Below are 14142 nucleotides of genomic sequence, written 5' to 3'. Positions count from 1 at the left end.
GGGCCGGTCGAACCGCCGTTCTGCACTGGCAAGGCGACCGGGTCAGCATCCTCATCGACAACACCCTCGCCCGCATCCTCACCCTCGACCACACCCGCCGCTACCAACCCCTCACCCCGAGACGTCCAGGGCCGGCCCAAGGGCCGACCCAGGACACACCGGTATGAGAAACTGTTCACGATGTCGTGGGACACATGTGTTCACGAAGTCCTGAGACAGCACAGCCGGTCACAACAGGCCGGAACGCTCACGAGCCCTGGACGCCAGGCAGCAGGTGCTTGGGGCGGCCGGGTTGGGTGAGGGGCTTCGTGAGCAGCGCGCTCGCGATGCCGAGGGCGCCGGCCGCGGCGAACGCCACGGCGTAACCACCAGACGTCACAAGGAACGCGGCGAAGCCGATCCCCAGCAGTCCGCCGACAGCTTTCGCGCTGTAGAGCACGCCGAAGTTCTGCAAGGCGGCGTTCTCCCCGAAGTATTCGCGAACCAGCCCGACAAGCAGTGAATAGCAGCAGCCACTGCCGAACCCGGCCAGGACCGCGCCGAACACCAGCCCCGCCGGACGGTTGTTCTCCCCCGCGTCGAGCAGCACGAACTGCGCGATTCCGCCCGCCAGCAACGCCACCCGCAACGTCCTGAGCCGTCCCCACCGCTCCGACACGTACCCGGCGACCACACGACCGCCACCGGTGGCCGCCGCCAGCACGGCGAGTCCCACGGTCGCGAAGACGCGGCTGCTGCCTTGGCTTGCGAACGTGACCAGATAAGCAAGATCGAACAGGGAAACCGCGGCGGCCAGCACCACTACTCCATAAAGGACAGCGGCCGAGCCGCAGTGGAACAGTTCAGCAGGGCGGTAATGGCGCACGGCCGGCCGGTTTCCGGACAGGCTCCCGTTGTGCGTCCGATCCAACGCCCACACCCGGGGGTCGGAATCGGCAGGCCACCAGTTCTTCGGCGGGTCGCGCAGCAGCGCTCCGCACCCGGCGATCGCGACCAGCACCACCGCGGCCGTCACTTCGAGGAACAGCGCACGGTTCCCCGGCCGGAGCAGGAAGCCTGCCAAGAGTACGAACGGGACACAGCCGTAGGCGAAAGCCCCTGTGGTGAAAGCGGATTTGGCCGTCGGCCGGTCCGGGAACCACTTGACCACCGTGCCGACACATGTCGCGTACACCAGCCCGGTCCCGATTCCACCGGCCACCGAGAAGCCGAGGAACACCAGCGGCAGGCTGTCCGCCAGGCCCAGGGTGACCAGTCCGATCGCGGACAGCACCGCACCCGCGGCCATCGCCACGGCCGGGCTCAACCTGCCGCTGTCCCGCAGCCGGGCCGCCGGGAACGCGGCGACGGCCTGGCACACCGTCCACACCGCGAACGCCCACAGCACTTCGGTGAGCGACCACCCCCTGGCCTGGGTCAGAGTCGGGACGACCGCGCCGAAGCCGTACTGTTGCACGCCCGCGGCGAGCATCGCCGCCCAGCTCAGCCACAGCATCCACGACCTCGGCCGGCCGAGCAGCGCTCGATCGGTTTCCCCATGACGATAGGTACGCCCGTAGACGTCCCTGACTTCGTGCGCGGTGAGGAGCTGCGGCTGGGACATGGCGGCCTCGATCCGAACGCTGGTGATCGATATGTTGGTGGTCGATATGCTGGTGATCGTATACAGTATGGAGTAGCCTCTTTGTAACACTGGTTCAGCCTGATGTCCACTGGCAAGGGGTGCGGATGAACGCGTCAGACACCGCGATCGCGCGGACCCGGGGCGAAGTGGACGAACGGACTCCGTGGGCCGACGCCCGGGAAGCCGCACGGAACGCCGCCGAACCGACCCGGGCAGTCGACCTCCCCCTCGACGCGGCATTGGGCACCGTCCTCGCCACGCCGCTCCCGGCCCTCGTCGCGGCGCCACCGTTCGACAATTCCGCCATGGACGGTTACGCGGTCGCCGGAACCGGGCCGTGGACCGTCGTGGGATGCGTCCGCGCCGGCGGAGCACCGCATCCCGGGCGGCTGGAACCCGGCCAAGCCATCGAAATCGCCACGGGCGCACCGGTTCCCGCGGGCACTGACGCCGTCCTGCCGATCGAGGACAGCCTTCGCGCGGGCGACTCGGTCAGCGGCGAAGTGCGGCACGCAGGACACGTCCGCCGAAAAGGCGAAAGCTGTCAGGAGGGCCAACTCCTCCTGACCTCGGGCACCACCGTGACCCCGGCCGTGCTGGGTCTGGCGGCGGCCGCGGGCCACGACGAACTCCGGGTCCATCGCCGTCCCCGCGTCGCCGTCCTGGTCACCGGGGACGAGGTGGTCGCGTCCGGCCGCCCCGGCCACGGCCAGGTACGCGACGCGATCAGCCCGATGCTCACCGGGCTGCTGCACCTCGCCGGCGCGGAGCAGACCTGCGTACGTCGGCTGGCCGACCGCGCCGACGTGCTCGCCGAAGCACTGTCCGACACCGGCGTCGACGTGCTAGTCGTCTGCGGAGCGACGTCGGCCGGCCCGGCCGACCACCTGCGGCCGGTGTTGCGACGCCTCGGCGCCGACCTCCGGGTCGCCGGGGTCGCCTGCCGCCCCGGACATCCCCAGGTACTCGCGGTCCTGCCCGACGGGCGAACCGTCGTCGGGCTGCCGGGCAATCCCCACGCCGCGCTCGGCGCCGCGATGACCCTGCTCCAGCCGTTGCTCCAAGTGCTGTCCGGACGCCGCGCGGCACCTCTCGAGTCCGCGTGGCTCGCCGAGCCGGTCGACCCGCACCCCCGCGACACCAGACTCGTCGCGGTGACGCGCCTCAACGGATCCGCTTCCCCCGTCGGCCACGACAGGCCGGGGACGCTGTGGGGTGCGGCGCTGGCCGACGCGCTCGCCGTGATCCCGCCGGGATGGGCGGGCGAGGACGTCGAACTGCTGGCCCTCCCCGGCCTGGATCGGTGACGGGGTGCTCGATCCGGTTCTGCTGAAGACGTTCCTCGCGGTCGCGGGCACCCGCAGCTTCACGCGGGCGGCGCAGCGGCTGACGCTCGGGCAGTCCACCGTCAGTCAGCACGTCCACAAGCTCGAACTCGCCGTGTCCCAGGAACTTTTCCTCCGCGACACGCATTCGGTCGAACTCACTCCGGCGGGGCACGCGATGGTCGGGTTCGCCACCGGCATCATCGAAGCCATCGACACCGCGACCGGCTACTTCGCGAAACCCGAGGTCCACGGCCTGATCCGCTTCGGCGCGTCGGAGGATTTCGCACTCAGCGGGCTGCCCGACGTCCTTCGGCGATTCCGGGCCGGGCACCCGGCTGTCGACCTGGAACTCACCGTCGACCTCGGCGACGCGCTGTGCGAAAGCCTGGCCGCGGGCCGGCTGGACCTCGTGCTCAGCGAACGACTTCCGGGCGCCTTCCGAGTGAGTCCACTATGGACCGACGAACTGGTGTGGGCGGGCACGGAGACGACCGCGGTCGACCCCGCCCGGCGGGTCCCGCTCGTCGCCTATCCCCCACCGAGCACCACGCTGAACCGCGTTTCCGACTCGCTGCGGCGGGCAGGGCTGGCTTGGGACGTGACGTGCACGAGCACCAGCCTCAACGGCCTGCGGATGGCCGTGCTCTCCGGCCTCGGCGTCGCCGCCTTCGCCCGTGGCCTTCTCCCGTCCGGACTGTGCGAGCTCGCCGGCCTGCCGACACCCGGACGGGTGGACTTCGTGCTCTCCAGCCCGCGGTCCGCCCCGGACGGACCGGCCGCCGCGCTCGCGGCGGTGATCGGCGGGGCCGCCCTTGAGGTAAATTCGGCCCTATGTACGAGATGAGCAGGGAAGAATGGTGGAAGTTCGCGAGCGAGGGCACCCGGACCGGGAAGCTCGCGGTGGTCAGGGCGGACGGCTCTCCGCACGTCACGCCGGTCTGGTTCCTGCTCCACGAGACCCCGGACGGAGACGAGCTGATCTTCACCACGGTGAAGGAGTCCTTGAAAGGCAAGGCTTTCCGTCGCAACGCACGGTTCTCGCTCTGCGTCGACGACCAGACGCCGCCGTACTCGTACATCCAGTTCACCGCCGACGCCGTCCTGCACGACGACCTCGACGAGATGCTCGAGTGGGCGACCGCGATCGGCAGCCGCTACATGGGCGCCGAACGCGGTGAGGAGTACGGCAAGCGCAACGCCGACCCCGCCGAGGCGCTCGTCCGGGCGAAGATCGTCAAGGTGCTCGCCTTCGGCGGCATCTCGGACTGATCGCACAACGCTGGCGGAACAGGACTGCTCCAGAACAGCGAAGCGGGCCCGGGCTGAACGCTCCCGGACCCGCTTCACCTAACGGTACTGATTCACCTAACGGTACTGACTAGCCGATCTTGTAGCTGTACGGCACCTGCGCGATGGTCGAACCGGTGCCCAGGGTGGGCAGGCCGGTCGAGCCGGTGGGCAGGTTCGGGATCGTCACCAGGTTGAGGTGACCGTTCGCGACACTGCCCTTCGCACCCGACGGGGTGATCGTCACGGTGATCGTGGCGGTCTGGCCCGGCTGGATGACGGTCGGCGTGCCACCGGTCCCGGAGGGATCGATAGCGGCGTCGTACGGGTCACCCGTCGACGAGGTCACCGCATTGTCGAAGCCCAGTGTCTGCATCGAGGACGTGTAGCTGGCCGTCCCGGCGGGCGCGCCCGCCGGCCCGAACGGGCCGATCTCCTGGACCGCGGCGAACCAGATCCCCTTGCTGACATACCCCTTCTTCTCGCCGATGCTGGCGACCGAAACGGTGTTGCCGCCCTGGGCCTGCTTCAGGTCACCGAAGGTCTCGATGCCTGCCGCGGAACCCTGCAACTCGGCCTGCGCCGGAACGGTCGACGAGGTCGCGATGGAGAACTTGCTGGTGTCCGGCGGGATCAGGTAGACCGGCGCCAGCGCACCCTGCTCGGGCAACGCCACCGTGGTCTCGCCCTGAAGCGGGACCGGCTGCAGCGTCTGGCTCTTGTTGGTACGAGCGTCGACACCGACCGCGATCGGCTCGACCCCGGTGTTGGTCACCTTGATCGGCACCTGGACCGCCTTGCCGGCGGCCAGCTTGGTCGAAGCCGAGTTCGGCAGGCCCGGAGCGTTGACCTTGAGCTGGTCGAACGCCACCGTGCCGGTGAACGGCTTGGCGATGTCCTTACCGGTCACCGGGTTCTGCACGACGATGACCAGGTGCCAGCGGCCCGCCAGCGGCTTCGCGTCGAACAGCTGCAAACCCTTGCCCTGGACCAGGTTCGACGGCGGCGCGAAGGACGCGTTGCTGTTGACGTCGGCCAGTTCGCCGTTCGGGTCGATCAGGACGCCGTCCACGAGGTCTCCGGCGTCGGGCAGCTTGACCCCGACGTCGAGGTCGTTCTTGCCCTTGGGAACGTCGAACTCGTAGCTGAACGTCTGCGCCGGGGAGAACGCGCGGGCGTTGCCTCCGGTGATGGTGCCACCGAACGTCCCGGTGGTGCCCGCCTTGGTCGGGATCAGGCTGCGGACGACCGCGGACAACGACGTCTGGTGCCCGTCGGAGCTGCCGAAGGTCACCGAGTAGTCGGCGTCGCCGCCGGTCGCGGGCGTCGGGAACGACACCTTGACCGACTTGGACTGGCCCGGCGCCAGGTTCAGCACCTGCTGCGAAACCGTGCCGTACGGCACCGCGCGCTGCGTGTCGGTGGAGAACTGGATGGGACCGGTATAGCCGGCGGGTCCGGCTGCCGAGTACATCACCGCGGTCCACGTGCCGGGAACCGGCTTGGTCACGTCGACGTTGGCGTAGTTCGCCGTCGCCGCACCACCCTGGGGCCGGCTGTTGGCAACGAAGGTGCCGTCCGGCGCGAGCAGGCTCACCCGCACGACCGGGGTGACCGAGGCGCCGTTGACCGTCTTCGGGCTGCCCTGCCACGCCATCCGCGCCAGCAGTCGCTCAGCGCCTGCGGGCACGGTGAACGTGACCTTCTTCGACACCCACGTCGCCCCGTTGTAGTACGGGAAAGTCGGGAGCGTCGTCGAATCGAACGGAGTGGACTGCGCCTGCGAGGACAGCGGGGCGAACGTCCGCGTTCCGGTCGACACCGTCAGCGGCTTGTTGCCGACGTTGGTGACCTGGACGTTCGTCGACTGGGTACTACCCGGTGCCCCTTCGAGGGTCACCTGGTCGGTCGACAGCGAGATGTTGGACGCGACTCCGGCCGGCGCACCGGAACTACCCGGAGCGGTCAGCGCGGCTTCGACGGCCGCACGCGCGTCGAGCAGGCCAGTGCCCTGCTCGTCGGCGGGGAGGCCGAGGTCCCTGGTGGTCCCGGTGATCAGCTGCTTGACCAGTGCGGGAGCGGGAGTGGCACCGTGGTGCGTGCCGCGGTAGGCCTGGATGACCAGCGCCGCGACAGCCGCGGTCAGGGGAGCCGACTCACTGGTGCCACCGAAGGACTCGAGGGTCGCGCCCTGAGTCGGGGACTGGAACGTGCGGCACTCGGCGAACTGCGGAGCACAGTCGGACCAGTTTCCTTCACCGGGCGCGACCAGGTCGATCGTCCGGCCGTTCTGGGTGATCCCCGAGGACGACAGTGCGGAGATGTTGTCGCTGGTCCACTTGCCGTTGGAGAACGGGAAAGCGGCGTAAGCGGTCTGCGCGTAGAGCCGGTTGTCGGTGGTGGCTCCGGCGGAGATCACCAGCGGGTCGGTGGCCGGGCTGCCGATGGTCGACGTGATCCCGGCGTCGCCACTGGAGGTGGTGACGGTGACCCCGGCCGCGACGGCCGCGTCGTTGAACGTCTGGAACGCCGCGCGTGAGCTGGCGTCCGGGTACTGGTTGAGGCCCAGCGACTCGTTGATGACGTCGACGTGGTCAGTCGTGACCGCGTAGTCGATGGCCTGCAGGATCGCAGAGTCGGTCGAGGTCGCGCCGAACACGTTCAGCCCAACCAGGCTCGCGCCGGGCGCGACACCCTTCACCACGATGTTGCAGCCCGCGGGGAGCGGGTGGTTCTGGTTGACGAACTTCGACAGGTCGTGGACGACCACGCCCTGCGCGGCGATCGACGACGCGTCGCCGAAGGCTTCCGCGCCGGAGTCGGTCGTGTTCGGGCCGTCGCCGGAGAAGTCCTGGTAGTCGAAGAAGACATGGGAACCGTCCGGCCGGATGAAGTCGGCGTAGTTCGGGTCCATGTTGTCCGCGAGGAACGCGACCTTGACACCCGCGCCGGTCGCGAGGTCTGCGGCACTCTTCGAACCGTCGGTGCTCGCGGCGTGGATCGACGTCAGCGCTTCCGGCTCGAGCAGCGGCTTCGCCGGGTCGCTCGGGCAGATCGCGCCCGGGCCGTCCGCGGCCGGAGCCTGCGCGTTGCCGGACTTGGCACCGGCTGGCGCCGACGGCGCGGCCGGAGCCGGCAGCGTGACCTTGCTGTCAGGCAGGATCGACGCGACCGCCGGGTTTTGCGCCAGCTGGGCGGCCTGTGCCGCGCTCACCGTCGCGGAGAACGCGTTGCCGAGCGCGAAGTGCTTGACGTGCGTCGGCGCGGCCCCGGTCAGCTTGCTCAGGACTGCTTCCTGGGCGTTCGTGGCCTGGTTCCGCCGATTGGTCGAATCGGCTTTGGTGGCCGGCGCGCCGGCGAGCTGGTCGCCCAGCACGACGATCACCGACTGGGTCGCGTCGCCGGCCGCGGGTGCGGTCTGGGCGAGCGCCGTGTAGCCGCTCCCCGAAAGGACCAGCCCTCCGGCTGCGGCGATGATGAGAGCGCGAACTGGTCGCGAGGAAGCCCGCATGGGCGACTCCTGCTTTCTCTATGAACGGAAACGAAACCTGAAAACGACCCCGACAGAACGTGACCACGGCTTCTTTGATGGTCCATTCGTGTGTACCGAGTGACTATTTCTGATCAACAGCCGGTTGCACAAGATGCTTTCGGCCCTGATTGATCAGGATGAAAAAGTCCGTAAAGGACTAAAAAAGACATAAGGCCCATAAGGCTTTCTGGCGCATCGCAACTCACACCGGGGGCGTTACACCGATCGCGCGAGCATAGTGGTGGACATGACCGACAAAACATTTCGATTCGGTGTCGTCGCCAGTCCGCAAGGCGGCGGTGCGTCATGGCGGACCTTGGCACAACGCGTCGAGAAAATGGGATACGACACGCTCCTGATGCCGGACAATCTCCAACTATTGTCGCCGATTCCCTCATTGGCGGTGGCGGCGAGCGTCACGAAGAGCCTGCGTGTCGGCACCTTTGTGCTGGCCAGCCCGCTGCGCCCCCCGCGCTCGACGTCCTGGGAGGCACACAGTCTGTCGGTACTCACCGATGGCCGGTTCGAACTGGGAATCGGCACCGGGCTGCCGGTGATGAAGGAGCCCGCGGAGTCACTCGGACTGAAGTTCGGCTCCACCACCGAACGTCTGGCGCAGGTCGCCGAAACCATCGACCATTTGCGGGTACTCGACGGTGAGCGGCACACCCCGGTGATGATGGCGGCCGCCGGGCCGAAAGCGCGCGCGATGGCCGCGGTGAAGGCGGACATCGTCACCCTGGCCGGCGGCCCGATGGTCACTCGCGACGAAACCGCCGCAAACGCCGCCGAGCTACGGAACGCGGCCGGCGCCCGCGATCTCGAACTCGCGATGAACGTCTTCGTCGTAGGCGAAGAGGTCCCTCCTCAAATACAGCAGTTCATCGGCGTCAACGCGGCGACGCTCATCGAGCACGACTCCCTCACGATGATCCGAGGGACGCCGCGTCAGATGGCCGACGAGTTCGAGCGGCGCCGGGAGGCGTTCGGTGTGTCCTACATCAGTGTCAACGGCGCGTTCTTCGCGGAGCTGGCCCCGGTGGTGGAGCTGCTGGCCGGACGCTGAGGAGTTCATTCGCTGGTGTCGTCGATGTCCCCGGTGTCCACCGAGAGCACACCGGGTTGTTCGGACAGGCTCGCGAGCAGGTCGTTGACCGATTTCGGGCCGACGAGCCGCATCCGCAGGTCGACGACGTGGGATGTGCGCACGGCAGTGCCGCCGCGCTCGCGTTCCTCGTCTTCGTCGGCGTCACGGCGTCCGGTACCCGCCTGTTCCAGGACGTAACCGGCGTCCGTGGCGAGTGCCAGCACCTGCCGCAGCACGCCTTCGCCGTCGCGGTAGCTCACCCGGATCACCGAGGTCGCCGGCCGGGACCGGGTGAGCAGGCGGATCAGCGGCGGGTAGCCGTAGACCACCAGGAAGTGGGCCGCCGTGACGAACGCCGCGAGCAGCGGCAGCCCGGCGGCGCAGGCGCAGCCGACGGCCACGCTGATCCACACCACGGCAGCCGTGGTCAGCCCTCTCACGACGTCACGGCGGACGAAAATGAGCCCACCGCCGATGAACCCGATTCCCGAAATGATCTGGGCCGCCATCCGGGACGGGTCGAGCACGACCTGGCCTTCGACCAGGACATCGGTGAACCCGTACTTGCTGACCAGCAGGAACAGTGCCGCGCCGAGGCCGACGAGGGTGTGCGTGCGCAACCCCGCGCTCTTCTGCTTGAGCTCGCGTTCCAGCCCGATCAGCGAACAGAGCACCAACGCGGTGACCAGCTCGAACACCTGCGTCCAGCCCTGACCCGACGGCTCGGCGAACGCCCAGGCCACGGTTTCACGGATCGCTGTCCACCTTCCCTTTCGTTGTCGTCTCGCATCCTGTCCCCCGTTTCGGCGATCCGCATCGTGAACCTCGGTAGGCTGTCACCGGCTGGGGGTCGAGTTGACATCCAAGGAACTGACCGACGCGATGGCGTCGAGCGTCGCCACGTTGTTTTCCCAGGTGGTCAACCACATTCCGCCCGTCCCGGCGGCGACGCTGGGCAGGCAGGGCGTCCCGGAACCGAACGCCGGAGCCCTGACGGCTTATGGATCCGGCACCAAACGCCAGAGCACCGCAAGTCGACGGCGAGTTGCGGTCGTGCCTGGAACGCAGTCAGGGCTCGCCGGGCAGCCAAACTCCCGACTACTGAAGCAAGGACGGGGCGGTGAGGGGGCGCAGTACGGATCCGAGGGCCACTCCCGTCACGCGGTGGTACCACCGGTGCCGATGTGACCCCCGATTCAGCAGTGATGCGGCGCTTTCGCAACTCGACGGCGAGTTGTTGTTGTGCCGTGAATGCAGTCAGGGCTCGTCAGTGTCACGGCCGGATGATCCGGTCGCGGCACTCACGAGCCCTGGTATGGGGTCGGTATTCTGTTACACGTGCATGGTGTTGCGCCTCGGTTTTCGAAGCGGATCGAGATAAGCAGGCGGGATGAAGTCCGGTCTCCCGTCACCGCCCATCCGCACTTCCCAACCACCACAATGCACAAGACGGTGATGCCGTTCACACAGGAGGGTCAAGTTGTCCAGATTTGTTGGCCCACCAAGGATCCAATACACGATATGGTGACCGTCGCAGTGTTTGGCGTGGCTTTTACAACCGGGAAACGCGCATCCGCGGTCCCGCATGACGAGTCGTCGTCGTTGTCCGGTGGTGATGATGCGCTTGGACCGCCCCAGATCCATCTGCTCGCTCTCGGTCCCGAGGACAGCGGGGATCACCTTGCAGTCACACGCCAACATCCGTGCTTCGGCGGCGGTGATGACGCCGCCGTAGTCGAGCATCGCGGTCCCGATCCCGGACTTGAGTGTTTCGTAGTCCACGGTGATCGCCACATGGACACGGTCACCACCGTGAGTCGGGATTTCGTCGACGGTCATCGCGAGGCGGATCAGGTCGACCAGCGCGTCGGCGTGGCGTTCCCACTGGCTGCGGGGGTCGCGGCCTTCCTCTTTCGTCGAGTGCGGCTTCGCCAACGGATCCAACGCGGCCCGCAACTGGGCGTAGGCCACGTTGTCCAGCTTGCCTTTGAGCGTCGCGGACCCGTCGCGGTGTTCCTGGAACGACAGCTCCCGCTGCGGTCTCTCCGGCGGATCCTTCGGCTCCGGCCCATCCGGGTCGAGGGTGTCCAGGATCCGGTCACCGGCCTTCTTCACCTCGACCGGGGACGCAGCCCGGGCCACACCGATCAGGATCTTCTCCGCGGCCGCCCGGTCTTCGTCGGACACGGTTGCGGGCATGGCCGTCATGGTTTTCACGATGACGTCGACGTGGGCGGGTGTGAGGGCACCGGCCAGTGCGGCGAGACCGGTCAGGGGTGCGACTGCGGGGATCTCTGTCCCGTCGATGGTGTACAAGGAGTTGGTGCCGTGGGCGCGGACCACGATCTGACGCGCCGCAGGCTCAGCTATCCCCGTCGTATGCATCAGCCACTGCACCGCGGAGATGTACTGGTGGGTGGCCTTGATGCCATCGGTCTCGGTCTTGGTGACCACCAGACCCAGCAACGCGGTGTACCGGTTCATTTCCCGGGTGATCACGCGGGCGTACTCGACCAGCGTCGCCGGATCAGCACGCCGGATATCGGCGGGATCGGGGAGGCTGATCGTATCGCTGGGCACTCCTTTATTCTACCTCGGTTCGAACGTTTATTCGGAACACGTTCAGGTGATACACATTGTCGCGGAACGTAGCCATCGAATATTCGGAAAGCGTGCCACCGCAGCGAATTTCGCCCGTTCGCCTCCTGCAACTGCTTGCTGCGTCACTCACGCATACACCAGACGAACGACGGCAGTCGCGTACCGTGATTGGCGAAGGATGAACGGCGTTATCCGTGCTTTCACCGCAAGGAAAGACCCTTTCAGCCACTCACGAAACGCAGCCACCGCCGCAACGGAACCGGCCCTCAGGATCCGTACTGCACACGCCATCCGCCCCGGTCCTTGCCGCCGTAGAGCGGAACCACCCGCCTAGCGGATCCTTCGTAGACCTTCAGTCCCTCAGAGCCAGCCGAGTCGGCGCAGCCGCGTCCGAGGGAATTCGCACGCCGATACATGATCTGCCAGCGCACCCATTCACCGGGTTTCAGCCGCACGGCGGGACTCTTTGGTCCACGACGTCCGCACCCATTGAGCCACGATCTCCACCGGAGCATCATGCACCCGCTACGGCACGCTCTTGATCGGCAGGACGCAGACCGCGGCCGCCAGGCCGGTCGCCGCCGATGCCAGGTAGAGCGACGGGAAACCGCCGGCGGAGTTGATCAGCAGGCCGCCGACTCCGGCGGCCGCCACATACGGCAGGGTGCCGGCGATCTGCAGGATGCCGAGGTCCTTGCCTCGGTCTTGGGCGTGCGGGAGGACCTGGGTGATCAGTGCCTGGTCGACCGACAGGTACGCGCCGTAGCCGAGGCCGAGCAGGGTCGCGCCGGCGATCGCGGCCGGCAGGGTCGGGGCGAACGCGAGGATGAGCGCCGCGGCTGCCTGCAGGATGGACGAGACGACCACCATGCGTTTGCGCTTTCCGGTGCGGTCGGAATGCTTCCCGGCGGGGATCGCGACGACCACAACGCCCGCGGTGTACGCGAGCAGCAGGAACAGGGTCCCGACGTCAGGATCGGTGTGTACCTCATCCTTGAGGTACTGGTACAGGAAGATCTGGGCGAGCGCGTTGGACACGTTGATCAGGAACCGTTGGCTGCAAGCCCACGCGAAGTCGGCATATCGCAACGGTTCGATGATGCCGACGAGCAACGCTCGCAAGGCCAGGGGTGGGCGTTCCTCCGCGTGGAGGGGTTTTCCCTTGGTGCGTAATGCGAACGGCAGCACCAACGCCGCGAGCAGCACGGCCAACCCGACGTAGGCGTTGAGGATTCCGGTCAACAGGAAGGTGACCACCACGACGCCCACCAGCGGCCCGACCGCGGTACCGACCGCGAGGTAGCCGGACAGTTTGCCTCGTTGGTTCACCGGCACTTCGTCCGGGATGGCCGCGTTCAGCGCGATGGTGATCGTGGCGTACCCGGCCTGGAAGACCATCCAGCCGAGCACGACGCCGACAACGCCGTGTTGCATGCCCTGGAACACGAACGCGACCACGGCCAGCGTCACGCCGTAGACGACCCAGATCTGCCGCCGTCCGGTGCGGTGCAGGGTGCGGTCCGACAGCGCGCCGGCGAGGATCGACACCACGATCGCGACCACCGCGGCCCAGATGTTGGCCCAGCTCTGCGCCGAGACGGCTGCCGCGTCGCTGCCCGTGATGGCGTTGGTCTGGCGGGGGAGCAGGATCTGCTGAGTGCCGTAGTAGGCGAGGAAGATTCCGAAGTTCGCGAGTGACCAGTAGCCGCTCCAGGCGCGCGAGACGGGTGTGGTCGGCTCGGCCAGTGCGGATCTGCTGTCCTCGGCGGAGGTGTTCGCCGTTGTCATCGGTGCTCCCAGGTGATTTCGGCGAGTACGGGGTAGTGGTCGCTGGCAGCCCGGCCGGGTTCGAACGGGATCGTCGACGTGGTGATGTGGGGAACGGGCCTCTGTCCGTTCTCGTCGATGGAACCGACGTAGTCGAGCACATTGCGGTAGCGGGGGAGTGAGCGTGCCACGAGCGGGTTGCGGGCGCCGTCGAAGGTGTGCGCGTGGATCGCGCCGTCGGGTGCGACCCGGCCGCCCACCGCTGCCGCGGCCGCCTCCGGATCGGGGCCGGGCTCGCCGGGTACACCATCCACATCGGACTGGTAGTACTCGACGTTGAGATCTCCCGCGAGCAGGACCGCGCGGTAGGGCGGCACGGTGGCCGCGACCACCCGGCGCAGTTCGGCGAGCTGGTGCAGCCGGACGTCGTGGGTCGCCGCGACCGGGGTCGGCGGCTCGTCGGCCTGGAGGTGCGTCGCGGCCAGCCACACCGGGCTTCCCGGGACGTCGAGTTCGACCAGCGCGACGCCTTTCGCGGACCACGCGTCCTGCGTGTGCCGCCGATAGGCGCGGTAGACATGCTGGTGCTGCCGCAGGATGCGGTGCCTGCTCAGCACCCGGACGCCGCCGCCGACAAGGCCCCGCACGGGGGAGTCCGGCTCGGTTCGGCTGTGCCAGTCGGACCGTCCTCGCAGCGCACCGACCTGCGGCGTCGTGTGGTAACCGCCGCTGGTCAGCCGCCGCACGAGCAGCCCGGCGGCGGACAGCCCGAACGCCTCGTTGAGCACGACGACGTCCGGGGCAAGGCCGCCGATCAGCTCGGCGGCCAGGCCGGCCCGCCGGATTCCGGACGGCCACGCCGAGACGAACGGGAGCTGCAGCACGTTGAACGTCAGCACACGAAGTTCCGGCATGC

10 protein-coding genes are annotated in these 14142 nt (G+C 68.0%); 4 read left to right on the top strand and 6 right to left on the bottom strand.

The features are described from left to right. Positions 1 to 247 precede the first annotated feature (247 nt). Complete coding sequence (locus JWQ81_RS15945) at positions 248 to 1603, bottom strand: OFA family MFS transporter (protein WP_297542171.1); 1356 nt, start codon at positions 1601 to 1603, stop codon at positions 248 to 250. 125 nt (positions 1604 to 1728) lie between these two features. Between JWQ81_RS15945 and JWQ81_RS15940 the strand changes: the two genes are divergently transcribed. From JWQ81_RS15940 to JWQ81_RS15930, 3 genes are read left to right on the top strand one after another with little or no spacing between them, the layout of a single operon-like run. Beyond that, complete coding sequence (locus tag JWQ81_RS15940; protein WP_297542169.1) at positions 1729 to 2931, top strand: molybdopterin molybdotransferase MoeA; 1203 nt, start codon at positions 1729 to 1731, stop codon at positions 2929 to 2931. Positions 2932 to 2935: 4 nt separating this feature from the next. Next, on the top strand, positions 2936 to 3796 hold the full coding sequence (locus tag JWQ81_RS15935) for a LysR family transcriptional regulator (protein ID WP_297542167.1): 861 nt from the start codon (positions 2936 to 2938) through the stop codon (positions 3794 to 3796). Continuing rightward, a complete protein-coding gene (locus tag JWQ81_RS15930; protein WP_297542165.1) occupies positions 3784 to 4221 on the top strand; it encodes a PPOX class F420-dependent oxidoreductase in 438 nt (145 codons plus the stop codon). The genes JWQ81_RS15935 and JWQ81_RS15930 overlap by 13 nt, the downstream gene beginning before the upstream one ends. A 109-nt stretch (positions 4222 to 4330) precedes the next feature. Here JWQ81_RS15930 and JWQ81_RS15925 read toward each other — a convergent pair whose 3' ends face one another. Then, positions 4331 to 7750 (bottom strand): S8 family serine peptidase, encoded by a 3420-nt coding sequence (locus tag JWQ81_RS15925; protein ID WP_297542163.1) that lies wholly within the window; start codon positions 7748 to 7750, stop codon positions 4331 to 4333. A 268-nt stretch (positions 7751 to 8018) separates the two neighbouring features. Between JWQ81_RS15925 and JWQ81_RS15920 the strand changes: the two genes are divergently transcribed. Next, positions 8019 to 8837 carry an LLM class flavin-dependent oxidoreductase gene (locus JWQ81_RS15920; protein WP_297542161.1) on the top strand — a complete coding sequence of 273 codons (819 nt, stop codon included), beginning with the start codon at positions 8019 to 8021 and terminating at the stop codon, positions 8835 to 8837. Positions 8838 to 8842: 5 nt separating this feature from the next. Here JWQ81_RS15920 and JWQ81_RS15915 read toward each other — a convergent pair whose 3' ends face one another. The 4 genes from JWQ81_RS15915 to JWQ81_RS15900 form a co-directional block, all read right to left on the bottom strand. Next, positions 8843 to 9601 (bottom strand): MgtC/SapB family protein, encoded by a 759-nt coding sequence (locus JWQ81_RS15915; RefSeq protein WP_297542159.1) that lies wholly within the window; start codon positions 9599 to 9601, stop codon positions 8843 to 8845. 589 nt (positions 9602 to 10190) lie between these two features. Then, a complete protein-coding gene (locus JWQ81_RS15910) occupies positions 10191 to 11438 on the bottom strand; it encodes an HNH endonuclease signature motif containing protein (protein ID WP_297542157.1) in 1248 nt (415 codons plus the stop codon). 546 nt (positions 11439 to 11984) lie between these two features. After that, positions 11985 to 13247: an MFS transporter gene (locus tag JWQ81_RS15905; RefSeq protein ID WP_297542155.1), complete on the bottom strand. Its 1263-nt coding sequence runs from the start codon at positions 13245 to 13247 to the stop codon at positions 11985 to 11987. Further along, positions 13244 to 14140, bottom strand: coding sequence for a sphingomyelin phosphodiesterase (locus JWQ81_RS15900; RefSeq protein ID WP_297542153.1), 897 nt, complete (start codon positions 14138 to 14140; stop codon positions 13244 to 13246). The genes JWQ81_RS15905 and JWQ81_RS15900 overlap by 4 nt, the downstream gene beginning before the upstream one ends. Between the last annotated feature and the right edge of the window lie 2 nt (positions 14141 to 14142).

It is taken from the genome of Amycolatopsis sp., assembly GCF_025464955.1.
Taxonomy (GTDB): domain Bacteria; phylum Actinomycetota; class Actinomycetes; order Mycobacteriales; family Pseudonocardiaceae; genus Amycolatopsis.
This window is presented reverse-complemented; position numbering and strand designations above follow the sequence as displayed.